At 45.3% G+C, this 24,847-nt stretch carries 19 protein-coding genes; 8 read left to right on the top strand and 11 right to left on the bottom strand.

The genetic code is table 11. The features are described from left to right. Nucleotides 1-30: 30 nt before the first annotated feature. The 6 genes from ACUC6J_RS09280 to ACUC6J_RS09255 all read right to left on the bottom strand — a co-directional run bounded on the left by ACUC6J_RS09280 (nucleotide 31) and on the right by ACUC6J_RS09255 (nucleotide 5,368). Entirely contained in the window at nucleotides 31-1,764 is a 1,734-nt protein-coding gene (locus ACUC6J_RS09280) for an ATP-binding protein (RefSeq protein ID WP_257126869.1), read from the bottom strand. 49 nt (nucleotides 1,765-1,813) lie between these two features. Beyond that, complete coding sequence (locus ACUC6J_RS09275; protein WP_107734270.1) at nucleotides 1,814-2,878, bottom strand: cobalamin B12-binding domain-containing protein; 1,065 nt, start codon at nucleotides 2,876-2,878, stop codon at nucleotides 1,814-1,816. A gap of 182 nt (nucleotides 2,879-3,060) precedes the next feature. Then, the gene (locus tag ACUC6J_RS09270; RefSeq protein ID WP_013309820.1) at nucleotides 3,061-3,522 is read right to left on the bottom strand and encodes a MarR family winged helix-turn-helix transcriptional regulator; all 462 of its coding nucleotides are present in this window, start codon (nucleotides 3,520-3,522) and stop codon (nucleotides 3,061-3,063) included. A gap of 197 nt (nucleotides 3,523-3,719) precedes the next feature. Next, nucleotides 3,720-4,169 carry a VanZ family protein gene (locus tag ACUC6J_RS09265; RefSeq protein ID WP_017425774.1) on the bottom strand — a complete coding sequence of 150 codons (450 nt, stop codon included), beginning with the start codon at nucleotides 4,167-4,169 and terminating at the stop codon, nucleotides 3,720-3,722. After that, the gene (gene rpiA / locus ACUC6J_RS09260; protein ID WP_016819237.1) at nucleotides 4,169-4,837 is read right to left on the bottom strand and encodes a ribose-5-phosphate isomerase RpiA; all 669 of its coding nucleotides are present in this window, start codon (nucleotides 4,835-4,837) and stop codon (nucleotides 4,169-4,171) included. Before rpiA ends, ACUC6J_RS09265 begins: the two co-directional genes overlap by 1 nt. A gap of 60 nt (nucleotides 4,838-4,897) precedes the next feature. Then, a complete protein-coding gene (locus tag ACUC6J_RS09255) occupies nucleotides 4,898-5,368 on the bottom strand; it encodes a GNAT family N-acetyltransferase (RefSeq protein ID WP_340864560.1) in 471 nt (156 codons plus the stop codon). A 467-nt stretch (nucleotides 5,369-5,835) separates the two neighbouring features. Between ACUC6J_RS09255 and ACUC6J_RS09250 the strand changes: the two genes are divergently transcribed. The 3 genes from ACUC6J_RS09250 (at nucleotide 5,836) to ACUC6J_RS09240 (ending at nucleotide 12,562) form a co-directional block, all read left to right on the top strand. Then, on the top strand, nucleotides 5,836-7,605 hold the full coding sequence (locus tag ACUC6J_RS09250; RefSeq protein ID WP_447250100.1) for a methyl-accepting chemotaxis protein: 1,770 nt from the start codon (nucleotides 5,836-5,838) through the stop codon (nucleotides 7,603-7,605). Between the two features lie 144 nt (nucleotides 7,606-7,749). Next, on the top strand, nucleotides 7,750-11,445 hold the full coding sequence (locus tag ACUC6J_RS09245) for a non-ribosomal peptide synthetase family protein (RefSeq protein ID WP_290409141.1): 3,696 nt from the start codon (nucleotides 7,750-7,752) through the stop codon (nucleotides 11,443-11,445). Nucleotides 11,446-11,563: 118 nt separating this feature from the next. After that, entirely contained in the window at nucleotides 11,564-12,562 is a 999-nt protein-coding gene (locus ACUC6J_RS09240; RefSeq protein ID WP_017425777.1) for a polysaccharide deacetylase family protein, read from the top strand. An 87-nt stretch (nucleotides 12,563-12,649) separates the two neighbouring features. On the opposite strand, the gene ACUC6J_RS09235 is transcribed toward ACUC6J_RS09240, so the two are convergent. Next, nucleotides 12,650-13,270, bottom strand: a complete 621-nt coding sequence (locus tag ACUC6J_RS09235) for a TraX family protein (protein WP_250247129.1) — start codon at nucleotides 13,268-13,270, stop codon at nucleotides 12,650-12,652. A 22-nt stretch (nucleotides 13,271-13,292) separates the two neighbouring features. Next, nucleotides 13,293-14,003 (bottom strand): CBS domain-containing protein, encoded by a 711-nt coding sequence (locus ACUC6J_RS09230; RefSeq protein WP_017425779.1) that lies wholly within the window; start codon nucleotides 14,001-14,003, stop codon nucleotides 13,293-13,295. Nucleotides 14,004-14,187: 184 nt separating this feature from the next. Between ACUC6J_RS09230 and fsa the strand changes: the two genes are divergently transcribed. The 3 genes from fsa (at nucleotide 14,188) to ACUC6J_RS09215 (ending at nucleotide 16,725) form a co-directional block, all read left to right on the top strand. Beyond that, a complete protein-coding gene (fsa, locus tag ACUC6J_RS09225) occupies nucleotides 14,188-14,835 on the top strand; it encodes a fructose-6-phosphate aldolase (protein WP_013370592.1) in 648 nt (215 codons plus the stop codon). A gap of 233 nt (nucleotides 14,836-15,068) precedes the next feature. Next, entirely contained in the window at nucleotides 15,069-15,524 is a 456-nt protein-coding gene (locus tag ACUC6J_RS09220) for a MarR family winged helix-turn-helix transcriptional regulator (RefSeq protein WP_107734272.1), read from the top strand. 1 nt (nucleotide 15,525) lies between these two features. Next, nucleotides 15,526-16,725 (top strand): MFS transporter, encoded by a 1,200-nt coding sequence (locus tag ACUC6J_RS09215; protein ID WP_016819207.1) that lies wholly within the window; start codon nucleotides 15,526-15,528, stop codon nucleotides 16,723-16,725. Between the two features lie 118 nt (nucleotides 16,726-16,843). Here the strand turns inward: ACUC6J_RS09215 and ACUC6J_RS09210 are convergent, their stop codons facing one another. Together ACUC6J_RS09210 and ACUC6J_RS09205 are read right to left on the bottom strand one after the other, a co-directional pair. Then, on the bottom strand, nucleotides 16,844-18,160 hold the full coding sequence (locus ACUC6J_RS09210; RefSeq protein WP_016819206.1) for an MFS transporter: 1,317 nt from the start codon (nucleotides 18,158-18,160) through the stop codon (nucleotides 16,844-16,846). Nucleotides 18,161-18,250: 90 nt separating this feature from the next. Further along, nucleotides 18,251-19,969, bottom strand: coding sequence for a methyl-accepting chemotaxis protein (locus ACUC6J_RS09205; protein WP_447250099.1), 1,719 nt, complete (start codon nucleotides 19,967-19,969; stop codon nucleotides 18,251-18,253). A 275-nt stretch (nucleotides 19,970-20,244) separates the two neighbouring features. Between ACUC6J_RS09205 and ACUC6J_RS09200 the strand changes: the two genes are divergently transcribed. After that, the gene (locus ACUC6J_RS09200; protein ID WP_045243878.1) at nucleotides 20,245-21,195 is read left to right on the top strand and encodes a serine hydrolase domain-containing protein; all 951 of its coding nucleotides are present in this window, start codon (nucleotides 20,245-20,247) and stop codon (nucleotides 21,193-21,195) included. Between the two features lie 141 nt (nucleotides 21,196-21,336). On the opposite strand, the gene yicI is transcribed toward ACUC6J_RS09200, so the two are convergent. Continuing rightward, nucleotides 21,337-23,661 carry an alpha-xylosidase gene (yicI, locus tag ACUC6J_RS09195; protein ID WP_017425782.1) on the bottom strand — a complete coding sequence of 775 codons (2,325 nt, stop codon included), beginning with the start codon at nucleotides 23,659-23,661 and terminating at the stop codon, nucleotides 21,337-21,339. Nucleotides 23,662-23,842: 181 nt separating this feature from the next. Here yicI and ACUC6J_RS09190 point away from each other — a divergent pair, with 181 nt between their 5' ends. Then, on the top strand, nucleotides 23,843-24,772 hold the full coding sequence (locus ACUC6J_RS09190; RefSeq protein WP_016819202.1) for a helix-turn-helix transcriptional regulator: 930 nt from the start codon (nucleotides 23,843-23,845) through the stop codon (nucleotides 24,770-24,772). The last annotated feature ends 75 nt before the right edge of the window (nucleotides 24,773-24,847 follow it).

Raw genomic sequence — 24,847 nt, 5'->3', positions numbered from 1 at the left:
ATATTTTAGGTCCTCCTTCTAGGTACAAGTCTAACAAGGGGGAGACAGTCTCGACTGGTGAATATAACGTTCCAGTTCTAAACACGTTGCCTGATAGACAGACTGGAGCGCAGACAACTTCCCTTGTACATTCTCAAGTCGGTTCTCCCGTGCAAGCTGTTCAATATCAGACAGCATTTTGGACAAACGCCCGACACCCAGACTCACGCTGCCTGATTTCAACTCATGAGCAGCCTCTACTACTTTTGTGGCTTCGCCCGCAGCAACCAGTTCTTTTAACTTGTTGATTTTGGCAGGTGTATCACTGGTATACATTTCGACCAATGACTCAAGTAATCCCGTGCTACCATCCTCGTCCAGCAGCATGATCTCACGAATAACATCCTCATCCAAAATAGGCTCGGATTCCGGAATGGGTAGCCATTTGACCAGCTTTTCTGAGAGATTTTCAATCGTCACTGGCTTCATCAAGTAATCGTTCACACCAATCTCCCGCCCACGAGCCTGGTCTTCCTCGGACACATTTCCGGTCAAAGAAATGATCGGCACAGGCGGCTGTTGGTTTTCTGCTTCCCACTGGCGGATCGCTTTCGCCGCATCGTGACCATTTAGCAGAGGCATATGATGATCCATTAGAATGCAGGCGTAGGATCGTTCGGAGGCCGCTCTTACTGCAGCTTGTCCATCCTCGACAAAGTCAATATGCTGGAATCCCAGGTGGTTAAGCTGTAATTGCACTACTTGACGATTCACCCGATTATCCTCTGCTACCAAAATAGCTTGAGAATGACTATGCTCACGAAGCAACTCGCTACGTACCGTCAATTCACCATTTTCATGTTCCTCTATTTCAACTGCCTGTCCTGATGCCTTCCTGAAGGGAATTTCAAACCAGAACGTGGAGCCTTGGCCTTCTTCGCTAACGACCCCAATCTCTCCCTGCATAAGTTTCACAAATGAGCTGCATATCCACAGCCCCAGTCCCGTTCCTCCATATTGGGAGGCGCTGCCTTCACCAGCTTGCACATAAGGCTGAAACAGCTTGTCCTGATCCTCCGCTGAAATCCCGATGCCCGAATCCTGCACCTCAAAACGAACACGTTGGGAATCTTTAGTTTCCTCAACCAATTTTGTCCGAACAACAAGGTTCCCTTCGCTTGTAAATTTATTCGCATTGTTCAACAGATTGAGCAAGATCTGCATAATCCTTGCCGAATCTCCTTCGAGATGCTCTGCCACGGCACGATCAGTCTCTATACTCAACTGGTTGCCCATCTGATAAATTTGCGGCTCCAACAACTGGGCAACATGGCTCATAATCGCCTGAACTCTGACATTTCCGATCTCTAACTCCATCTGTCCTGCTTCTACTTTGGATATATCGAGCAGATTATTAATCATGTTTAGCAGCAGAGAGGCCGACTCACGTATCACACCGATGGCCTGCCGCTGATCTGGAGATAGTTTGGATGAAGCTAACATTTCGATCATCCCCAAAATTCCGTTCATTGGCGTTCTAAATTCATGACTAACCACGGCGAGAAAAGTGCTCTTCAGGTCATTAGCCCTTATCGCTTCTTCCTTTGTCCGCTTTAATTCCGCATTGCTTTTGGCAAGCTGACGCTGCAGATTGACCAGTTCGTTGTTCATTGCTGAAAATTCATTCAGCAGCTTTTCTTCTTCAGCCTTGCTTTTCAGAACCTCATCCGTTAATTGTTCGACCGTTCTCCGCAGGACAGCCATTTCTGCTGTCGGTTCCTTCATATTAAAAGGCCCCCTTTACAAAATGACTTACGGGTTGCCAACACTAACATTATCTCTTGAGCGAAAGTATGTCCTCTGCTACCTCCAGCGCTTCCTCCGCACCTGGTGCATATCCATCCGCCCCCACTTCCTGCCATAAGTGTGAATCAAGATTAAAGGGCAATCCACCGACCATAATTTTCACATGACTCGTAGTTGTATTTTGGCGGATCACAGTAATCAGCTTTTTCACCAGATGGACATGGTAAGCCATGGTAGCTGAGATAGCCACCACATCTGCGTTATAGCTCACAATGGCCTGAAGCAGACTCCGATCAGGTACATTGGCACCTAAATAGTACGTATCCCAACCATCCATCTCGAAGATATCAGCCAGCATACGTAGACCTATTTCATGCTGCTCGCTGCCTACACATGCTGCTACGAGGCTGCGTCCCTTATTTCCAGCACCTATCCATCTGGGATACAGGCTGGAAATAATAAACTGAGTCGCGGCAGTACAAAAATGTTCTTGACCAACCGTAATTTTGCCTTCATGCCACAGACGACCTATTTCATATTGCGAAATTTGAAAAATATATTTATAAGTATGTTGAATAGACATACCTTCATCTAGCAAATGGACGATCCAATCCAAAGCCTGTCTGCGATTACCAAACAGTAAATATTCCAAATATTGAGCCACATCGGCAGCATAGGGATTATCATCTGTAATAAAAGAGGCGTACTCCTCTTTCTTCCCAATTTGCTGTATCCCCAATTCCAAATGCTCCAGCACCACCGTTTTTTCCCTGTGATGAAACTGCTCTACCAATGTCTCCCGAATTAATTGAAAATTGATGATCAAATCTTCTTGGGTTATGCCGAAACCTTCTAAAAGTCTCTTTAACCAGGAAACATAATACGTAAATAAAATAGGACTGCTCACGATTACACTTTCAGCTAAATAGTTCAAACTATATAAAGAGTCCTGTTTTGTCTTTATTTTACCGTTGTCCCCAAAGCGCTCCAAAAGATCTGGCTGTAATTCGTATTGTTTGTGGGTAACTAGCTCAGCCAAATCTCCTGCTTGCATCAATAGCGACTCACCTGCGGTATATTGCTGTATACTCATGTACAGCTCCTTCCCCGACAAGGTATTTGTATATGAAACAGGTTCTAGGGATGACCTCAGATCGAGACTATTAGACAATTATACCTGATTTGCGTCCCCACTGCCCAAAATTAGACAAAAAAATAAAATACCGAAAAGTCGGTATTTTATCTTAAAGCTGATTTAACCAGAAAATGCAACACTTATGATCCGTTACTCTTCTGTCCCTCAGCTGTTAGTCCAAGCTTTTTTAGCAGATGAATAGCCTGCTCCTTCTCTTCCACGGATAAGCCATCCACAGTCTCCATAATAACACGATGATGCTGCGGGAATATTTGCTCAAAAAAATGACGTCCATCATCAGTTAATTCTGCATAAATTACACGCCGATCATCTTGTGACGCACGGCGGGTAAGCAGGTTTTTTTTCTGGAGTTTATCCACCACATACGTAATATTCCCGCTGGAGATCAGTACCTTTTCTCCAATCTTTTGCAAAGGCTGCGGTCCGCGATAATACAAAAGGTCAAGCACACCAAATTCAGTTGTATTTAATCCATGACTATGAATGTCCCGATTCGTGCGAGACGTGACCGAATTATAGGCACGAGCCAGAACAACGAACAAATTAAGCGCTAAGTCCTGATCATCTGGTTTTACAGACATATTAACAGCCTCCGTTACTCATATCTTTATTCCAAGATATCTTAATTGCGTACTTTTGTCAAGTTTAAGCGCTTCCCTTCCTGCTTTTACGGTCTGTATTGAAGGAATTACCATCTATTATGCGAAAGTTGCCGTTCATTATGTAAAAAAGCCTGCCCTCGACCAGTCATTAAATACTGATATCGAGAGCAGGGCGATTATGATTCAATTCTTAATTTCTTACGTAAAAATACGTAGGCAACACGTCCGCATAATACTCCCAGTACATTCAGTATGATGTCATCCACATCCATCGTACCTGCGCCCAGCAGCATTTGGGTTACTTCGAGAATGACCAATGCGGCCACCACCACTAACAGCAGCCTGCCTACCCTTCGCATAGATACCCAAATGATCGGCAAAAGAATACCGAAAGGAATGAACACACCAATATTCCCAAGCAAATTAACACCCCATACCCGAAAAGGGGAAGAATGCATGGCCCGCCAGTATCGCCCGATCGTATCCAAGGGAACAACATTATATGAATACGGAGGTCCTGGACGCAGCGTGCGACCAAAACCGAGAAACATCCAATATAATAGAAGCCCTGTATATAATATCAATAACACGAATGCTACATTATAAAACAGACGGTTACCAGACATTATTTATTCCGTACGTCAATTTGTCCATTAGCTCGTGCGATAATAACTTGATCCGCCATGTTAATGAACAGTCCATTATCGACTACACCCGGAATCTGATTCAAGCGAATTTCCAGTTCCTGTGGGTTTTCGATCGTACCATAGCGGCAATCGGCAATATAATTTCCGTTATCCGTAAGGAAGCGCTCGCCGTCTTTCATACGCCATTCCGCTTTACAGCCTGTCTGCCGGAGAGCCTCTAACGTCCATTCACTGGCAAAAGGCACCACCTCGACCGGCAAAGGGAATGCGCCCAGTACCTTCACATCCTTGGACTCATCCACAATAATGATTAATCGATCGGTATTGCTTTCCACAATTTTCTCTCTCAGCAGAGCACCGCCTCCACCTTTTACCAATACCAGTTGCTCATTCACCTCATCTGCACCGTCAATGGTAACGTCAAGCCTCCCAATCTGATCAAACGGAATGATGGGAATTCCCAGCTCCCTGGCCTGATCCTCCGAGGCTTGGGATGTAGCTACAGCCTGTATATGTAATCCTTGTGCCACACGCTCTCCGATTTTTTGAATAGCCCAATAGGCTGTCGAGCCTGTACCAAGTCCTACTTTCATACCTTCCTGAATCGCCTCAACTGCTTTTTCGGCCGCTTTTTGCTTCAAATTCATTATCATCTCTCCCGCTATATAGGCTAGTGTTGATCAACATCTATTTTATATGAGAACGCTTTATAAAGACAGAGACAGCTTTTTACCATAACAAAGACTATTTTCATCGTGTTCATACTCCCCAAATCGTTCAATAGGTTCGTATCCCTGCTTGGTATAGAAGGCAATTGCTTCAGGTTGAGCTGCTCCAGTCTCTAGATTAATCCTTACTACTCCCCGCTTTCTGGCTTCCTCTTCCAGAAAAGATAATAGGCTAACTGCAATTCCTTGTCTGCGATAAGAGGAATCAACATAAAATCTTTTAAGCTCCATCTCTTCCGTATCTATAGGCCTAAGCCCTCCGCAAGCAACTGGTTTTCCATCCATATACACAACAGCGAAAATCATATTTTTAACTTTCGGGTTGGAAAAATCCACCAAGTAAATTTGATCGGCAGGATACCTTTCCAACAAGTCTTCATCCAGCCTACGAATCAAATCATGCAGATCCGCATGATCGCTCTCAACCTTTAAAATCGTAAACCTCGACACTTTTCTCATCCCTCTTCTCTATGCATAGATACATGGACTCATTTCGCGAACAAATCACGAAAACCGCGATAAATCAAGCATTCGCGGCTTCAAATATGAAAAATGTCCCAAATTGATAAGTGCATTTGACTCTATTATAAAGTATGATGGTTTCTGTTGAATAGTTGCTTATGGACTGAAATGAACTCGAATTTCAAGCAGGAGTATAAATTGGAAAATACTGAAATACACACAACCTTTACCTATTAAAAATTAATTTTTTATTGCGTTAGGTATTCATTTCATGAGCTTTTTGTACGACATATATATAGGGATATCATACTTGTCTGAAAAAGACTTAAGACCTATTTTGAAAAAATCAAGGGTCAATTATCTCTATTTATTGTGTTTGTAAGGGGGACTTGATTATCTCATTCGATAAGCGGTTCAACACCATATACAAAAATACTACCAGGGAGTGGAACATTTTGAAAAAGTGGAGTAGCTTATCATTCTTCACCAAAAACTTATTATTATCCTTCTTCAATATCGTATTGATCGGGCTAGTCCTTATTGTGTCTAGCTATTTGATCCAACGTACGATTTTGATTGACCAATTGCATGGGCAAGTGGAAAAAATCACATTGAAGTGGGCGCAGGGCATTAATTCCGATGAAGTATCCCAAGCGGTTCAAGAAAAAAATTATGATGGACCCATTCAAACCAAACTTCGTACCTATCTAGATAACATCATGGCAACGAACCCGAATATCTCTCACGCCTATATTTTCGGAACAGAGCTGGAAAATGGCAATCAGACATCCATTGTCGCCATGCCAACAGATCTGAGAGAATCATTTGAGAAAGATAAAATGGGTGTCGGCGCTATGTACGAGCAACCCAATGTCGTAGCTGTAGGCGTAACTAGCATGCTGGACTCCGGCAAACCTACATTCACCAGTTTTTACGATGACTCTTTTGGTACATGGACGACTTTGATGACGCCGATTAAAGATTCTAGTGGAAAAATCTTTGCCTATTTTGCTGTCGATGCTGATGCTGGTGCTGTACCTGCCGGATTGACCAAGCTGCTCATTAGCGGCGCCACCATTTTGGTGATATTCCTTCTGATCTGCCTGGCGCTTCAATACTGGGTAGTGAAACGCACACTGTCTCCGATCAAGCAACTGATGTACGGTATCAGTGAAGTAAGCAGAGGAAACCTGGATGTTCAAATCCATGCTGGTCAGGATGATTTGGGACTCGTGAATCAGAACTTCAACGATATGGTAAGCCATATTAACAGCATTATGACCAAAGTGAAGCAGACTACTGATGAAGTCAATGAATCTGCGAAGGAATTACTCGCAATCTGTGAGCAAAACGGAATCAATTCCAACATCATCAACCAAAATATCAATGAAATTACGGATAATATCCGTTCACAGGAAAAAGCGACAGGCGATAGTGCACGAGCTATGGCTGAAATGGCATCAGTCATTCAAAATATTGCTACAAGTTCTTCCAATGTGGCGGAAGAAGCCAATTCGGTAGAGAAGCGTTCGAATGAAGGTAACGAGATTGTAGATAAGGTATCATCCCAAATGCATTTGATTACCGATTCAGTAACGAATACTTCCCGTATCATCAAGTTGCTGGACAGCCGTTCACAGGAAATTGGCAATATCATTAGCACCATTTCAGGAATTTCTAGCCAAACGAACCTGCTCGCCCTGAACGCTTCTATTGAAGCTGCGCGTGTCGGTGAAGAAGGTAAAGGCTTTGCCGTTGTGGCCAATGAAGTACGCAAGCTGGCAGAACAATCTGCGGAGGCAACTAAACAAATTACGTCTCTGATTGAAGAAATTCAAAGTGAAATCGGACAAGCTGTGAATTCGATGGAGCAAGGGAACGTTGAAGTTCAAAACGGTATCGTCGTTGCTGGACAAGCAGGCGAGTTGTTCAATGACATTCTTCAAGCAACTAAAAATCTAGCATGGCAAATCCAAGAAGTATCCAGTGCTACTGAGCAAATATCTGCGGGGACACAGGAAATGACCGCGACAGCAGACGATCTTTCCTCCACCGTAACCAAAACAGCCAATAACAGTGTTCACATTATGCAAACGGTAGAGGAACAAAAAGCCTCTTTGGATTCTATCATTGAGTCATCCCATAAGCTGACGTCCATGTCTGAAGAGCTTCAAGAAATTACATCTTATTTCAAAATTGCAGACACAAACCGTACCAAATCATAATATCCATTTATCGATTTCAATGCATATTTCATAAGTAAGTCGTTCGGTGATGCCTCCCTCCTGTTCATCCATTTGAAGGGATCGGAGGCATTTATTAGCTTCATCACTTATATTGAAACATCAAACATTCAGGAGGTTAGCGTAATGGCTTCATTACTACAAAACAGCACACAGACAGCTCCATCCCCATTCCTAGTTCCCTTGGATTTTGCACGTATACAGCGCAAGTATACATCCTCTACTTATCAAGTAGAGTTAGAAACATCCATCTCGGAACAACTGAATCAACAAAACACTCCGGAAGACAAACAAGCAGTGCTCTTATCAGCGTATACTGCATGGTTATATCGTCTATCCGCAGAGGAAGAAGTTTCTTTCTCTACTTTTGTGCCTCAATCCGGTCTGCTTACAGCATCGTTGACAGTTGAAAAGGAAACGACTTTTCATGAACTGGCAAGCTTATTTCAGGAGATGCTCCGTGAGCCTAATGCATTCCTGGCAGAACCGCAAGCTGATACTTCATTTTCAACAACACTTCCTACAGACAGCGGTGTAGAATCCCGTATTATGGACTGGGCTGTTCGTGATAACAATGGCACTTATCAATTACAGATTCGGTATGATCAATCACTCTTGCTGGAAACAACGGTGGTTCGCTACGCAGAATACTTTGCAACCCTTCTGCGAGGCGCGCTCAACAACAGCCATGCACTTGTAAATTCCATTGACATATTATCGGACGCAGATCGAGCTGCTCACGAAGCTTTAAATGATACCGTCGTAAAATATCCTGAGCATCAGACGATTCACGGAATGTTTGAAGAAGCGGCTTCCCAGTACCCTGATCGTCCAGCTATTGCTTCCCATACTGGGGAGTATACGTACCGTGAATTGAACGAGCGTGCTAACCAAGTCGCACGTGTTTTGTTATCCAAAGGTCTCACCAAAGGTGAATTCGTGACCATCTTCATGGAACGAAGCTTGGAGACCGTTATTTCCCTGCTCGGCATCCTAAAAGCCGGAGGCGTGTACGTTCCTGTTGATCCCGCTCACCCTGCTGACCGGAGTAGCTACATTGTCGAGGACACGCGTTCTCCATTTGTCTTAACAACTTCCGCACTCACCCAACAAGCGGCTGAACTATGCGGGTCCATTGAAACCGTAAAAGAAATATTAGCTATTGACGGACCACTGGCAGGTTATGCAGCAAGCAATCCAAACGTTGAAGTAAGTCCAGATGATCTAGCTTATGTCATCTACACCTCCGGTTCTACAGGCAAACCAAAAGGTGCCCTGATCGCTCACCGCGGTGTCGTTAACCTAGGAGCTGTCGTACAACGCGATTGTGACATTACGCCTCAGGATGTATTGACCCAATTCGCCACCTATAGCTTCGATGCTTCTGTATGGGATACGATTGGAGCCTTGTTTTACGGTGCAAAATTGTACTTACTGTCTTCCGAAGAGCGCGTATCTGTGGAAGAATTCGCTGAAGCCATCGAACGTACGGGCACGACGATTATTACCATTTTGCCAACTGTATTCTTTAATCAGCTATCTACGTACCTGTCAGATGAAGGTTATCGCAAGCTCGCAAATGTTCGAATTGTTACTGTAGCAGGCGAAGCACTGTATGGCTCACAAGTTCGGGCGTTCCAAAGCAAATTCGGTACAGACACAGACATCGTCAACGTATACGGACCAACCGAATGCACCGTAGCGACGACGACCCATCGGGTCCGCGGTGCCGTACCTGAACATGTCGTTAATATCCCGATCGGCAAGCCGATTTACAATTACAAAGTGTACATCGTTAACGACGATAACAAGCTTTGCCCAGTCAATATTCCGGGTGAAGTATGTATTGCTACGCCTGCGTTGGCCCACGGCTATCTCCATCAGCCGGAGCGTACAGCCCAATCGTTCGTGGACAATCCTTTTGTCCCAGGTGAAAAAATGTACCGTTCAGGTGATATTGCCAAGCTGCTGCCAGACGGTACGATTGAATACGTAAGCCGGAAGGACTCGCAGCTCAAAATTCGGGGGAACCGGATTGAAATAGGAGAAATTGAAGACCATTTCTCCAAACATCCAGGTGTTCAGGACGTAGCTGTTGTCGCCGTCAAGGATCACACAGATCAGAACATGTTAGTGGGCTATTTCACCACTTCGGACGGACAGTCCATTCCACAGGACGTTATACAGTCTTATATTGGAGGCAAGCTGCCTTCCTATTTTGTACCAACCCATGTCATTCACCTGGAAGCTATGCCTATTTCACCAACTGGCAAGATCGATCGTAAAAAGTTGGCTCTGCGCCCACTTCCTGAAGTGTCTGATCTTACGTCCGGCGGAGAACCTCTCCGTGAAGGAACTGAAACACTCATTGCCGAAGCATGGACACAAGTTCTTGGTAAACATAACATTGGCGCGACTGATGATTTCTTCCTGATCGGAGGCGATTCGCTTCGTGTCATTCATGTGCTGGCTATTTTGAAGCCGCGTTATGGCGCGCTGCGTATTGGAGACTTCTTCCGCTACAAAACTGTTCGTGAGCTTGCTGAATACGTGGAGCAATTAGGTACAGAACAAGCGCCGCAGCGCAAGTCACTCGCGATTTCTCGGGAAAAAACAGATTTGAATGAACATCCTATTGAGTTGCCTGGCGCTTCAGATTTAGCTGAAATCCGCGACTTGCGCGTGATTTTGTTAACCGGAGCCACAGGATATCTGGGTTCACACATTCTGTATGACCTGCTCCACCAGACAGAAGCCAAAGTATACGCAATGGTACGCCCTTCTCAGGACGGTCCATCTGGCTTTGAGCGTATTCAATCCGTATTGACAGGATATTTTGGTCAAGATATCTCCAGCTTGATGGAAGGACGGGTCAAGGCTGTCTATGGCGATTTAGAGCAAGCGGATCTGGGTCTCTCTTCTGTCGACCGCCATATGCTAGAGCACCACATCGACGGTATCATTCACAGCGCCGCTGACGTTCGCCATTTTGGTGATTCGGCAACCTTCGATCGCACGAATGTGACCGGAACACTGGAACTGCTAAAAATCGCTCAAGCTAAGCCAGGAGTCTCCTTCCATCATGTTTCCACCATGGGAATACCTGAGGATCTTGCAAACGAAGGAAAATGGGAATCGACATTAGAGTTCTCTGCCTTCCCAGATGAACTGAACGTGGACAACCTGTACACGAACAGTAAACTTGCGGCAGAGAAGTTATTGTTCCAAGCAGCTCAAGCAGGTACACCTGTCTCGATCTACCGTGCGGGTAATTTGACAGCCCATTCGGCCAACGGACGCTTCCAACGTAATATCGATAGCAATGCTTATTATCGTATGATGAAGGCGATGCTGCTGCTGGGCAAAGCTCCACAAGCCGATTGGCATACAGACTTTACACCAATTGATTACGCCAGCCGTGCTATCGTAGAACTGTCCGTCAAACAAAAAAGTGCGAACCGCATTTTCCATATCTGTAATCCGAACCCACTGCCATATGATGAACTGATCGCTATGGTAAACCAGCTTGGTTACGCAGTAGAAACGCTGCCTTTTGACGATTACAGCGCTTGGCTGCTGAATCCGTCTTCTGGCATTCAGGAAGATGCACTTCACCTTGCTATGGGACAACTCGAAGGTGATGGTGCCAAGGATTCAGCTTACCGTTACGGCTGCTCTGTAACCACAGCTCTGCTGGAACAAGCTGGCGTACAGTGTCCGGTAACCAACCTGGAGTTTATTCGCAATATGATCCAGCATGCGGTCGAGATCGGTTACTTCCCGGCCTCATCTTCGGTATCTGTACAAGCAACACAGAGGTAACAAAGTTGTGATATTTCCCCCGCGTGTTTTCGGTATGATAGACTAGATTTTGCTAGTTTCATATTTAGTATAAACCTCTATACTTTCAGAATTTTTTGCATGCGGGGGATGTCATTCAATGAAACACACTTTTTTAAAAAGAACATTGCTCATCATAAGCTTGGTAGCTATTCTCGGGATTTTGGTGCATGAAGCACGTAACATTTATCACACACCTGTAGTCAAAGGAACTCATCGTACACGCACTGCTAATGCAGATCGACTGGTACGCCATTTATTTTCACTGACGCCTACGCCAGATAAGGTATATTACCAAAACAAAGTAATTGTCCTGATGTATCATGAAGTAACCAAGACTCCACCTGATCCCGGTGCTCTCAAGCTTAGTAATTTAACGAAACAATTGGACGAAATGAAAGCAAATGGCTTCCATTGGATCACCATGAAAGAGTATACGGATTTTATTTTACATAAAGGCAAGGTTCCCGCTAATGCGGTCCTTATGACATTTGACGATGGTTATGAATCCTTCTATACGGACACTTTTCCCGTGTTGAAGAAGTATCATGTTCCGGCTACCAATTTTCTCATTACATCCACAATCAGCAATCCTAAACATATTGGTATACCAAAGCTGACATGGGATCAAATTCATCAGATGCATGCAGAGGGCATTGATTTTTACAATCATACCAATGACCAGCATGCTTACGGATACTCCAACACAAAGCGCACCAAACAAAAACCACTTCTGATGGGTCCGGTGTATTCGAAAAAGCTGGGGCGAATGGAAACCGAGGACGAGTTCAAACAGCGGGTTTATACCGATTTGGACATGGCTGACAAGAAGCTGTTTAAACATCTACACAATGATCAGAATGTGCTGGCCTTCCCTTATGGTGGGTATACCAAGGAGACGTTGGAAATTTGCCGCTCCTTGGGAATTGACGTTACGTTTACGGTGAAACGAGGAATTAACTCACCAGGGCAAACGAACGGCTATCGCGTCAATGCAGGAGGAATACACAATATTCCCGAAGTATTGGTGCAATATATGAAAGAAGGGGCTCCACTTCGCCCACTTCCTTTTGCCCAAGGTCCCAACAAAGTATCCTGAACAGCATAGTATATTTAGGATAAAAAGAACCTTTACAACCACTATAAGTCGTGGTTGTAAAGGTTCTTTTGTTGTATGGATTCGAGTTCAGGGCCAGATACGAATTAGCGCAATAACAGCCAGATGTACGGGATAAAAGCTGCGCCACAACCAACGCGGTACCCGACGATAAAATCCGCTCTCCCCTGTGGCAAAACATACAATCAGAATACTGGACAGCAGACTAAAGTGCTGAATATTCGCATGGTGTACCATATCATACACAACATTCAAAACAAAATGGGCAGCAATCATCAGATATGAACGGGTGTATCGATAGATGAGAACAAGCAGCAGACCATAGGCTCCGTAATCCATCTGGCTGAGCTCCATGAACAGGGCTGTGAGGACGTACAGACCCGATACAGCCACCCAATGCTTCATGCGAGATGCAGCAGCCAGCGCGAGTAACGACGCCAGTAGCGTCCAGATCACATTGGGTCTATACACATCAAACGCCAGCATATAGGGCACCTGGGAGATCAAGGCCAGCCCTAGCAGGCGAAGCATGTAACTCCGCATATTTCGGGTACGGGTATAGCCCATATAGAGGGCGTACGCGTAGATTGGAAAAGCAAGCCTGCCGGCAATTCTCCAAGCCGGATCTGTCGGAAAAAACACAAGTCCGACATGGTCAATCAGCATCGTCAGCATGGCCAACCAGTACATATAAGGCCCCCTTATTCATGTTTTAGGTCTTTTCTTCCGTCAAATTCAGAATGGCGTTCATAATATCCGTTTTCGTAACCCGCCCTACTAGCCCCTGAATTGGAGCCGAGGAGGTACATGGCTCGTCCAAAACAGGAAGACAATTAATCTGATGCCGGATCAGTCTCGATATTGCTTCCAGTAAAGAATCTCCTGGAGCAAGCGTCGTCATTTGGGCCCGGCGAGTCATAGCCATGGTCACCGGGACAGTGTGAAGATCAGTATGTCCCAGCATGACCTTCAGCAAATCCTTGCGGGTAACAATACCAATGAGCTCCTGCTCCTCCCCCGTGACCATCAGCGTGCCTGTATTTTGCTGAAATAGCATTAACACCGCATCATAGGCGGTAGCATCACCTGATATCAAAATCGGGTCACTCAGTATATCTGCCACAGTCAGCTTTTTGAGCATACTGCCAATATGGCTATCATAGTTTGGATAACGCCCTGGCAAGTAACCCACCTTTGGTTTGGCATCTACAAGCCCGAGCATAACGAGCAAAGCAAGGTCAGAACGCAAAGTCGGCCGCGATAGTCCCAGCTCTTCAGCAATTTTATCCCCTGTAACAGGCGCCAGACGCTGGACAATATCTACAATTTCCCGCTGTCTTTCTGACAGTTGAATAATGATTACCTCCTTATGGAATGGGGTAGTATACATTATTAATGAGCTTAGGTCGGTCAATTTCAGCATGTTTCGACAATTCATCAAATTTTAATCAAAGACCGCTTGTTTTCAAATTTAAAATGTGTCACAATTAAAAATGTAATACATACTAATTATAAGTTTAACGTGTGCAATATGCTACATTTAAATGAGCTAATGTACGCCATATGATATGTATTATGTACTATATAACCCTGAGGAGGAAAATCAAATGAAATTTTTCTTGGATACTGGTAACATTGAAGAAATCAAACGTATTGAACGTTTGGGTCTGGTTGATGGTGTAACAACGAACCCTTCCCTGATCGCTAAGGAAGGTCGAGTGTTCAAGGAAGTCATTCAGGAGATTTGCAGTATCGTTGAGGGTCCCGTAAGTGCTGAGGTAATTGGCCTGAAAGCTGAAGATATGCTCGCAGAAGCTTATGACATCGCAAAGTGGGCACCTAACGTGGTGATCAAGCTTCCTATGACCGAAGACGGTTTGTACGCTTGTAACGAGCTGACCAAGAACGGAATCAAAACGAATGTAACATTGATTTTCTCCGCAGCTCAAGGTTTGATGGCAGCCAAAGCTGGTGCTACTTTTATCAGCCCGTTTGTGGGACGTCTGGATGATATCGCCGTTGACGGCATGAAGCTGATCCGTGATCTGAGACAAATTTTGGACATTCATGGTTTGAAATCCGAAATCATCGCTGCTTCCATCCGCAACATTAAGCATGTAGAAGATGCTGCTCTGTCTGGTGCACATATCGCCACCATTCCGGGTTCCCTGCTTCCTTCCCTGTGGAAACACCCACTGACAGACAGCGGTATCGAACGTTTCCTTAAGGATTGGGAAACCGTACCTAAAGCTTAATTCGCCAGTCATGGCAAACTATATTGTACTAAAACCCGAACAGCCCGTTTTTTACGGGCTGTTTTTTTGCTCTTTTTCCCGCATAGACAAGTAAAAGTAAAGTGGAAAAGGAATGTATGTTTACAAAACGCTGCACAACTTCTTTTGACAAAACAACTTGTTGTCCATATAATTGTTATAACAACTAATTAATTTCAAAGTATCCTGTGCGGAAAATTAGAAAGGAGTGTCATATGAATAATTTGCCTCCCGATTGCTCTATTGGGATGTTGCTTGGAATCACCCATCGCAAAATGAGTCAACAGCTCTCGCATCGGCTTAAACCTTATGATATTTCCCCAGAGCAATGGTCGGTTCTGTACCAAATCTATCAGTCCGAGGGTTTAAATCAGAAAGAAATTGCAGCTAAGGCTGTAAAGGACCAGCCCACCACGACTCGTATTATTGATTTGTTGGACAAGAAGGGCTGGGTACAGCGTGTGAACAGCCCACAGGATCGCCGGGCTTATTTGCTTCATTTGACTGAAGCAGGCCGACAGCTTGTGAAGGAGACTCTCCCCGTCGAACGAGATGCCAACCACGATTTTGTAAAAGGTATTTCCTCTGCAGATCTGAAGCAATTCCGCCAAACGCTTTTACAAATTCATACCAACATGACTGAATCAGAAAAACAAGGAGAGAACGATTAATATGCAACAAGGCAAGCAACCTCTTTGGACCAAGGAATTTATCGTTCTTACGGTTTCCAATTTATTTTTGTTTCTGGAACTACAGATGATTGTATCTTCCATTCCTTCCTATGTGAAAAATGCATTCCATGCTACCTCCGTGCAGGTCAGTCTTGTTACGACTTTGTTCGCATTAAGTGCAATTGTCGCAAGACTTTTTTCTGCCCGTATGCTGGAAAAAGGACATCGCAGCGCCCTGATCTTCGTTGGACTGCTGTTTGCATTAGCAGGAACGCTGGGATACAGTGTTTCACCGACAATTGCGGTACTCCTGCTCATGCGTATGCTGTTTGGGATTGGCTTTGGTATGAGCAGCACTGCCTTTCCAACAATGGTCACTGACGTCATCCCTCCCAAACGTCTCGGTGAAGGAATGGGATTTTTTAGTCTGTCCACTAGTTTAGCCATGTCTATTGGGCCAACCATCGGTATTTCGATGCTGCAATACGGCAGTTTTAACCTGCTTGCCTATTCGACATCTGCTGTCATTGTTGTCATTTTCCCTCTAGCCTACTGGCTCATTCGCACACTGCCTAAGGGGCATGTCGAACCACCTATGGTCCCTTTGGAGGAAGGGCGCAAACCGGCATTTAACCGTAAATTGTGGATTCCCGCCTTGTTGAACATGTTGATGTCTATCACATATGGCGGGTTGCTCGGTTTTATGGCGCTCTATGGAGATGAAGCTAATCTGGCGCACCCGGCTTACTTTTTCCTGTTTAATGCGGTATCTGTACTGATCGTGCGCCCCTTCTCGGGCCGTATTTATGACAAAAAAGGGGCAAAGGCACTGCTCATCCCTGGTTCCCTGTTTCTCATTGGTGGTCTGATTCTGCTTTCTTACGCACACAGTGACGCCTTTATGTATCTGTCTGCTCTTTGCTACGGTATCGGGTTTGGTGTTATGCAGCCAACCTTGCAAACCTGGATGATTCAGGTCGTGTCACCTAAACAGAGGGGCATGGCAAACGGTATGTTTCTCAATTCCCTCGATTTTGGAGTCGCAGCCGGAGCACTTATACTTGGCGTTATCGCCAAAGCCAGTGATTATGCATGGATGTATCGTCTTTCGTCGCTGTTTGTTGTGCTGTTCTTGCTGATTTACGTCATTCAGATTATCGCAAGCCGCAAGCCTAAAACAAATGTCCCTCTGGAGGGGTAAGACTATTCTTTAAAATGAGTATCCATCTATATTTGCTCAAATATCAAAAGCACCCGTTACCATGGCTTTACATGGAAAACGGGTGCTTTTTTTATTTCAAAGCTTTTTCAATTGCAATTTATTTATATTTCGCAGGAGTTTTGTGTCTTAGCTTAGAAGAAAGAGGCTTTTCTCGAGACACGTATGTCATTCCCTCAGTCTTATGGCTACGATCACTGGATTTGCCCCCTGCGGGTTCATCCTGCTCTGGCTTGACCGCAAATAGCATAAGCAGAGCCGCAATCCCCCCCACTGCGGCCATGACGCCAAAAAGCAGACCATGCCCACTGCTGCCGATCAGCAAGGATACAACCGGAGGGCCTAAAGATACTCCGACAAAGCGCATACTGCTGTACAAGGAAGTGATGGTTCCGCGCTCTTCTTTTTCAATTCCCTTAGTAATCAGTGCATCCAAACAAGGGAGTGCGAGCCCAATACCACCGCCCCCTAGCGTAAACAGGCCAATCACAGCATAAATATGTTGAAAAAATCCGAGAATAGCAAAGCTGATCGTCAATATGGCCAAACCACCGAAACCGATCCATTTCATACGCTTTTTGTGCTTGCCAATAACCTTGCCACCTAAATAAGAGCACAGACAGAGGGAAATAAGCGGTATGGCCAGCACAAAGCCCTTCCAGACGCCATGGAGGTTGTAACGACTTTCCAGTATGTCGGATAAGTAGAACAAGACGCCAAAAATGACGAACATACAAATACCGCCCATAGCAAAAATAGCATAGAGCCAGCGTCCCTTTTCGGCAAGCACCTGCTTCACATTCCCCACAAATTCTCGAAACCTAATCGGTTGGTTTTTACGCTTGGGTACATGGATCAGCCAAATGACCAAAATAAGCGAAATCAGACAGAGGCCCGGAATCACTGCCAATGGCAAAAACCATAGTACAGCTCCCAGCGCAGCACCGAGAATCGGACTTAATACTTTACCGAATGTGTTGTAGGTCTCGACTACCCCCAGGTTCTTGCTGGCTTCATCCTCGTTCTCATACAGATCGCCCACAAGTGGAATGACTATAGGAAAAGCCCCCGCCGCTCCCGCGCCCTGAAGTAGACGACCTGCAATAATGGTCCAGTAAGCTGCCAGGTCATGAAGCAGCCATGCTCCAACCGCAGAAATGCCCCCTCCAATCACAGTCAGAATCAGACAGGGAACAATCACCGCTTTACGGCCAAAACGGTCGGATAGATAGCCAGCAATCGGTATCAGTAAAATGGCCACCACCGCATACACTGTAATCAACATGCTAATCCGAAAGGAGCTTACATGTAGCTTACGTCCGATTTCCGGTAAAACCGGAATCAGCATGGAATTACCCAGCGTCATCATCAGCGGGATGGAACCTAATGCAACCAGATTCCCTTTATTTTGTTGCATCCCGTTACCACCTTTGCAAAAGTAATAACACAGCTGTCCAGATTCGTTCAACAGATGTTATTGTGTTTACATTGGTGGGAATTTATACGACTATACTTTAAAACCACCGACCCTTGCGTTCAGCAATTGCGACATATCCGCCAGAGTGTGAATGGACGATGCAATTTCCTCCATGGAAGCCAGTTGCTCTTCAGCCGCCGCACTGACGCTTTGGGTTCCTCCTGCCGTCTGCTCCGCTACTTCACGTATGCGTTCCGCCGCCTTCACCATTCGCTCTGATCCACCGGACATTTGTTCTACAGACCGATTAACACTGTGAATCTGCTCGCTGACCTGTTGAATGGAACTTCCAATCTGGCGAAATGCAGTTTCAGCGGATTGCATGACCTTTACGCCAGATTGCACTTCAACTGTTCCAGACTGCATGGTGGAAGCGACATGCCCAACATGCTCCTGAATGTTTTGCACAAACTGTGTGATTTCTGCTGCTGAAACCGATACCTGCTCGGACAATCTTTTTACCTCAGAGGCCACAACAGCAAATCCTTTGCCCTGTTCTCCCGCTCTTGCCGCTTCAATGGATGCGTTAAGCGCCAGCATTCCAGTCTGTTTGGCAAATCCGGTAATAACAGATCCGATCATGCCAATCTGCTCCGCCTGTTCACTAAGTGAACGTACAGCACGTGCAGAGCTGTCTACACTTTCGCTTACCTTCTCCATCTGACGCATAGCCTGACCTATCGATTGTTCCCCTGCTTCTGCATCTTTAGCGGCGGTATCAGACAATTCATATACCTGCTCGCTTGTGGCAGCAATCTGTTCCAGCTCGTAGGCAAGTTCTTTCATGGTATCTGTAGTTTGTGTAATATCATCGACCTGATGCTCCATGCCCGTCGCAAGCTCTTCCATTACACCGGAGGTATGACGATTGGCCTGATTCATTTCCTCAGTACTGACGTTAACACGCTCTGCGGTTACCGTTAATGTACGAGCCGTATCCTGAGCATCCACAATGATACTGCGGAACCCTTCAATAAGCTTGTTGTAGGAGCTCGCAATCATACCGATTTCGTCTTTGGACGTAATATCCAGTCGACTTCGCAAATCTCCTCCACCTTGAGACATTTGCAACAACTGCTCATTCATATGGTGTAATGGACGAATCGAACGAATCAAAACGATAGATTGAGCAATGCTGTAAATAATAACCAAAAGCCCTACAATGCTCGTAATCAAAGTTGTATTCGTCATCGTTTGGTGCGCCTGCTGTATTTTCACCGTTACCATATCTTCCTGCGCCTTGACAAATGCTACCACCTTGGTATCCAGTTGCTTACGCAAAACCCGTTCGTTTTCAAAATCATCGAGCAATTCAGAAAATGGAGGGAAAGCATCATCTCTTGTACTCTTATACCCCGCTGTAGTCAGTAGACTATGAACCTGATTCATATAGGTATTAATCCCTGTTTTGAGATCAGTCATCTTCTTCTTTGTATCCTCATTACCTGTATTGAGTAGAGCTTCTGTCTCCTGTAGCAACTTTGCAACTTCACTCTGCTTGTTTCCGATCTCGTTCCCATACTGTTCGTCACGAGTCAGCAAATATGCCCGCTCATCATTGGATATCCCGTTTAATAAAAATTGAAGAGACTTGGAGTTATACGCAATCGTCTCTTCACGATTCATAATATCTTTGTACTCGTTCTCACTATGTATACTTAAAATGTAATTGGTCAGCAGCATGGCAGCAATCACACTTGGGATCAGTATCGCGCTGAGAATCATTTTGGCCTTAATTGTTAAGTTCATGAATTGGTCCCCCAGTTGTTTCAAAATAAAATGTTCAACTTACTATATATCGTTTTATTGGTCTGTTTTTTTAAATGAAAGCGGAAAAGTGTATAGATTTTTAAATATATTTGTGTCTATTAAGTGAACATATATATGTTTTTTAATATCAAAAAACAAAAAAATTCAAATTAGGTAAAAGATAAGAACTATTATCCGTTTGTACTTGTCGGATTCGGAAGATTAAAAATGATATACTATGTAATGGTATGCTAAAAGCCTCAAGGAGGAACTGCATGAAAAGTCTGGAGCTCAAACCGCTTATTCACGTACTTAACGAGTTGGAAACCCGCAGCTGTCTTATTGAGCAGCAGGGAAACATGATCATGGATTACTACCGTGAACCTCAAATTGCCAACCAACTCTATAAAATAAATTCCTGTACCAAGAGTGTGATTTCCGCATTAGTTAGTATTGCTATGGATCAACGACTGGTACCCAAACCAGAGACACCGATCCTCGAATTTTTCCCCCGGCTGGCCAAAGATAGTGACCCTCGAAAGCGTGATATTACGATTGAACACCTGCTGACGATGTCTGCTGGCTTTAACTGGACGGAATTTGGGGGACAAAATTCTTTTCCTACCATGAGCAAAACGTCCGATTGGGTGCAATTTGTGCTTTCACAGCCATTATCGGATTTACCAGGTACGCGAATGGAGTACAGCTCTGGCTGTTCTCAACTTTTGGCCACCTTGCTGCGTTCTGCCTCTGGACAAGCCGTTGCTGAATTTGCCGAGGAGCAATTATTCCAGCCGCTCGGTATCGATAACTATCATTGGGAAACCGATCCGCAAGGCACTCACACCGGAGGCTTCGGGCTGCATCTCAGACCGCTGGACATGCTCAAATTCGGACGCCTTTATCTGAACGAAGGAAGCTGGGAAGGACGGCAGATCATCCAGACGGAGACCGTCCGATATTCGACTCGTCCATTTCTTCCAGCCTCCAAACCACAAAAAGCATATTATGGCTGTCACTGGTGGGCTTCTTCCTTTTCTGATGAAGAGACTGGAACGGAAATAGACTATTTTTACGCACTAGGCTTTGGTGGGCAATATATTATTGTCGTCCCGTCCTATGACTTGGTAGTTGTCCTCACGGCTGATACATTTAAAAAGAAGCGGACTCCTGTGGATATTTTCCGGCAGTACCTTATACCACTACTACTTCAGCAGAATGCATAGGGTTTGATATCAAAGCTAAAGTTGAAGATATTATCGGAATGACACATCAAAAAGGGCCTGCCTGGTTTGTATCAGGCAAGCCTTTTTTTCGCAATATAATCGCTATATTATAATCTATCCATCTACAGATGGACTCCTGATCTAGCCCAAGTGAATAGTAAGCTCTTGTTGTCCGCTGGAGGCTGGTGTAATGATTACCCCCTGTTCTCCTGCCAGACTGCTGCCTTCCTCCACTTGAACATCCTTATGGATACCGCGCAGTACTAACGACCACGGTTTAACGGCACCTTCTGCCTTCACCGTAATGACAGAATCCTTACGGCTGGCAGTAACCGTGAGCTCTTCTTCGCCTGATGTATTCACGATAACCGAACGAGCCTGTTGCCCTTCGCCGAGCTCAAACAAATGAAGCGTCACTTGATCTGCATAATCATAATCCGGACGACGATCCTCATGACCGATGGCCAACAATGTGTTTGGCTTCACGAGCACAGGTAAGGTTGTAAAATCATGATGCTCGTTGACCCAACGACCACCAGACACGATTTCATTCGTTAACAAATTCGTCCATTGTCCCTCGGGTACATAATAGGTTACATTGCCTTCTTTATTAAAGATCGGGGCTACCAAAATGGAATCCCCCAGCATGTATTGTAAATCCAGCGTTGCACAGGTTGGGTCCTGCGGGAATTCCAATACCATAGCCCGCATCATCGGCAGTCCCCTCACCGAGGATTCCACAGCAGAAGCATACAGGTGTGGCATCAGTGAGCATTTGAGTTTGGTAAAGCTGCGCACCACGTCGACTGACTCTTCGTCAAACAGCCAAGGAACACGGTATGACACATTTCCGTGTAGACGGCTATGGGAGGATAACAATCCAAACTGTACCCACCGTTTGTATAAGTCCGGCGCAGCCGTTAGTTCAAAGCCGCTAATATCATGGCTCCAAAAGCCAAAGCCACTCAAACCAAGCGATAATCCGCCCCGCAAGGACTCTGCCATCGACTCATACGTGGACGAGCAGTCTCCGCCCCAGTGAACTGGGAACTGTTGTCCCCCGGCTGTGGCAGAACGTGCAAATAATGCGGCTTCATTTTTGCCCAGCTTTTCCTCCAGCACATCAAACACAGCTTTGTTGTACAAATGCGTATAGTAATTGTGCATTTTCATTGGATCAGAGCCATCATAATAAACTACATCTGTTGGAATACGCTCACCAAAGTCGGTTTTGAAGCAATCCACGCCTTGATCGATCAGCACCTTCAGCTTATCCTGATACCAGGCAACTGCAGCCGGGTTCGTGAAGTCAACCAGCCCCATCCCCGCCTGCCACATGTCCCATTGCCACACGCTGCCATCAGCTGTTTTGACCAAATAGCCATTCTCCATACCTTCATCGAACAAAATGGACTTTTCTGCAATATACGGATTGATCCATGCGCAAATTTTGAGTCCCTTAGCCTTCAATCTCTGCAACATACCTTCTGGGTCTGGGAACATATCTTGATCCCACTGGAAATCGCACCATTGGTATTCCTTCATCCAGAAGCAGTCAAAATGGAATACCGAGAGTGGCAGATCCCGTTCAGCCATCCCGTCGACAAAATGGTTTACTGTCGCTTCATCATAATCGGTCGTAAACGAAGTGGTCAGCCACAAACCAAAGGTCCAGGCCGGTGGCAATGCAGGTTTGCCTGTCAGCTTGGTATAATTGTCCAGTACCTCCTTAGGATTAGCTCCACCAATAATAAAATACTCTAACGATTCGCCAGCAACGCTAAACTGTACCTTCGAAACGTTTTCCGATGCAATCTCGTAAGATACCTTTTCCGGATGATTGACGAATACACCGTACCCTTTATTGGATAAATAAAATGGAATGTTTTTGTATGCTTGTTCACTGCTGGTCCCGCCATCTTCATTCCAAATATCAACGACCTGACCATTTTTCACAAATGGAGTGAAACGCTCTCCAAGGCCGTATACGTACTCCCCCATACCCAGCTCCAGCTGCTCCCGGAAAAATGGCTGGTCCTGCGGGTCTGTAATATAGCCGGGTCCCCGATGCCCACTGCCCGTGACTTTACGATCCTTGACATAGAAGCCTACGTCCCAGCTCTTTCCACGACCGACTCGCACACTCAGATCGCCGCTCTTCAGTACTGCTACGTCCTCACCCACCGTAATATCCACCTCTGTCGGCAAGGTGTGAATTTCAAAATCTGGTCCATGATGCACCCGTCCCTTATGGTGGTTCAGACGCACCCGAATAACATTCGGCATGGGAGAGCTGTAGGTCGCTTTCAGTAACGCTCCATTTAGCGTATCCCCTTTGTGCTCGATCCGGTGGGTTGCTGCATATACCGTCATGGAAGCATCGTCCGTCACGATATCACGGATGTCAGCAGGATTTTGTATTTCATAGCCCTTGCGAACCAACCAATAGCCATCAGTAAATTTCATCTGTCTCTTCCTCCATCTCGACTTTTATATTCCTTGTTCCCAAATCGCTGATTGGATTTTTTCGAAATCCTTACTATAATAATATTGATTTATGTAAGGGTTTACTTCTTTTATTTTGACGTTTAGTATCAATATTTTGATGTTTTCTATATAAATCAGTGTGCCGAAAGGAATCAGTGAAATGCAAAGGGAAATGTTAAGAGAAAACCGTATTCACGGCAATCCCATGTATCCAGTCAGCGTATATCCGAGCGTAGAGCAATTGAACGGAAATAGTATATTGGAGTCCCATTGGCATGAGGAAATGGAGTTTATCGTAGTAGAACAGGGGAGCGCTATATTTCAGACGGATATGGTCTATACGGAGGTTAGCGAAGGTGAAGCCCTTTTTGTACACAGTGGCGAGCTTCACGCTGGTTATTTACAAAAAAGTCCTCGCTGTGTATTTTCTGCGGTGGTGTTTCACCCGGATATGCTGCACAGCCGCACGCAAGATACAGTTCAGACGCAGTTTATTGAACCATTTATCAATAAAAAACTCGTCCCTCCCCCTCACATTCGCGGTGTGCAGCCTTGGGAGCAGGAGCTATTGACCGCGTTGAAACGTATTATCACTAGCCATGAACAGAATGCGCCTGCCCGTGAACTGGCGACCAAGGCGCAGCTCTATAGCATAATTGCCTGCCTGTTCCCGCACATGACTCCGGCTAGCGGAGAGGACGTGGTTATGGCGAGTCAACGCAACAAGGTCGAACGGATCAAAAAAGCACTGGCGTACATCAACAGCCATGCGCATGAGCCCATTCGTTTGCGAGAGATCTCAGATGAGGTTGGGATGAGTGAGGGACATTTCTGTCGTTTCTTCAAGCAGATGGTGCAGAAAAGTCCGGTTGAATATATCAACTATCAGCGGATTCAGAAGGCTTGCAGGTTGCTAGAGCAAAGTGACCGCAAAGTAGTTGATATTGCGCTGGATGTGGGATTTGAAAATCTAAGCTATTTTATTGCAACCTTTAAAAAATGGAACGGTCTGACTCCTTCGCTATACCGCAAGCAGCACGAAGCAGATCAGGCGCTTGCTGTCCTTTCTATAACAGACGGAAATTTATGATTTTGTTTTGAATAGCTGCGCGTAAAGTTACAAAAAGAAAGAACGAACAGAAGATCAAGTTCTCCGTTCGTTCTT

This window comes from Paenibacillus sp. JJ1683 (assembly GCF_053006485.1).
The sequence above is the reverse complement of the archived record's forward strand: the minus strand, read 5'-3'. Positions and strand labels throughout refer to the sequence as shown.

Excerpts from the sequence above, each read along its gene's own strand:
- ACUC6J_RS09265 (WP_017425774.1), bottom strand. The coding sequence starts at position 4,169 with ATGTCTGGTAACCGTCTGTTTTATAATGTAGCATTCGTGTTATTGATA.
- ACUC6J_RS09270 (WP_013309820.1), bottom strand. The coding sequence starts at position 3,522 with ATGTCTGTAAAACCAGATGATCAGGACTTAGCGCTTAATTTGTTCGTT.
- ACUC6J_RS09230 (WP_017425779.1), bottom strand. The coding sequence starts at position 14,003 with ATGCTGAAATTGACCGACCTAAGCTCATTAATAATGTATACTACCCCA.
- ACUC6J_RS09280 (WP_257126869.1), bottom strand. The coding sequence starts at position 1,764 with ATGAAGGAACCGACAGCAGAAATGGCTGTCCTGCGGAGAACGGTCGAA.
- ACUC6J_RS09210 (WP_016819206.1), bottom strand. The coding sequence starts at position 18,160 with ATGCAACAAAATAAAGGGAATCTGGTTGCATTAGGTTCCATCCCGCTG.
- ACUC6J_RS09200 (WP_045243878.1), top strand. The coding sequence starts at position 20,245 with ATGAAAAGTCTGGAGCTCAAACCGCTTATTCACGTACTTAACGAGTTG.
- fsa (WP_013370592.1), top strand. The coding sequence starts at position 14,188 with ATGAAATTTTTCTTGGATACTGGTAACATTGAAGAAATCAAACGTATT.
- ACUC6J_RS09220 (WP_107734272.1), top strand. The coding sequence starts at position 15,069 with ATGAATAATTTGCCTCCCGATTGCTCTATTGGGATGTTGCTTGGAATC.
- ACUC6J_RS09240 (WP_017425777.1), top strand. The coding sequence starts at position 11,564 with ATGAAACACACTTTTTTAAAAAGAACATTGCTCATCATAAGCTTGGTA.
- ACUC6J_RS09190 (WP_016819202.1), top strand. The coding sequence starts at position 23,843 with ATGCAAAGGGAAATGTTAAGAGAAAACCGTATTCACGGCAATCCCATG.
- rpiA (WP_016819237.1), bottom strand. The coding sequence starts at position 4,837 with ATGAATTTGAAGCAAAAAGCGGCCGAAAAAGCAGTTGAGGCGATTCAG.
- ACUC6J_RS09275 (WP_107734270.1), bottom strand. The coding sequence starts at position 2,878 with ATGAGTATACAGCAATATACCGCAGGTGAGTCGCTATTGATGCAAGCA.
- ACUC6J_RS09205 (WP_447250099.1), bottom strand. The coding sequence starts at position 19,969 with ATGAACTTAACAATTAAGGCCAAAATGATTCTCAGCGCGATACTGATC.
- yicI (WP_017425782.1), bottom strand. The coding sequence starts at position 23,661 with ATGAAATTTACTGATGGCTATTGGTTGGTTCGCAAGGGCTATGAAATA.
- ACUC6J_RS09245 (WP_290409141.1), top strand. The coding sequence starts at position 7,750 with ATGGCTTCATTACTACAAAACAGCACACAGACAGCTCCATCCCCATTC.
- ACUC6J_RS09215 (WP_016819207.1), top strand. The coding sequence starts at position 15,526 with ATGCAACAAGGCAAGCAACCTCTTTGGACCAAGGAATTTATCGTTCTT.
- ACUC6J_RS09235 (WP_250247129.1), bottom strand. The coding sequence starts at position 13,270 with ATGTACTGGTTGGCCATGCTGACGATGCTGATTGACCATGTCGGACTT.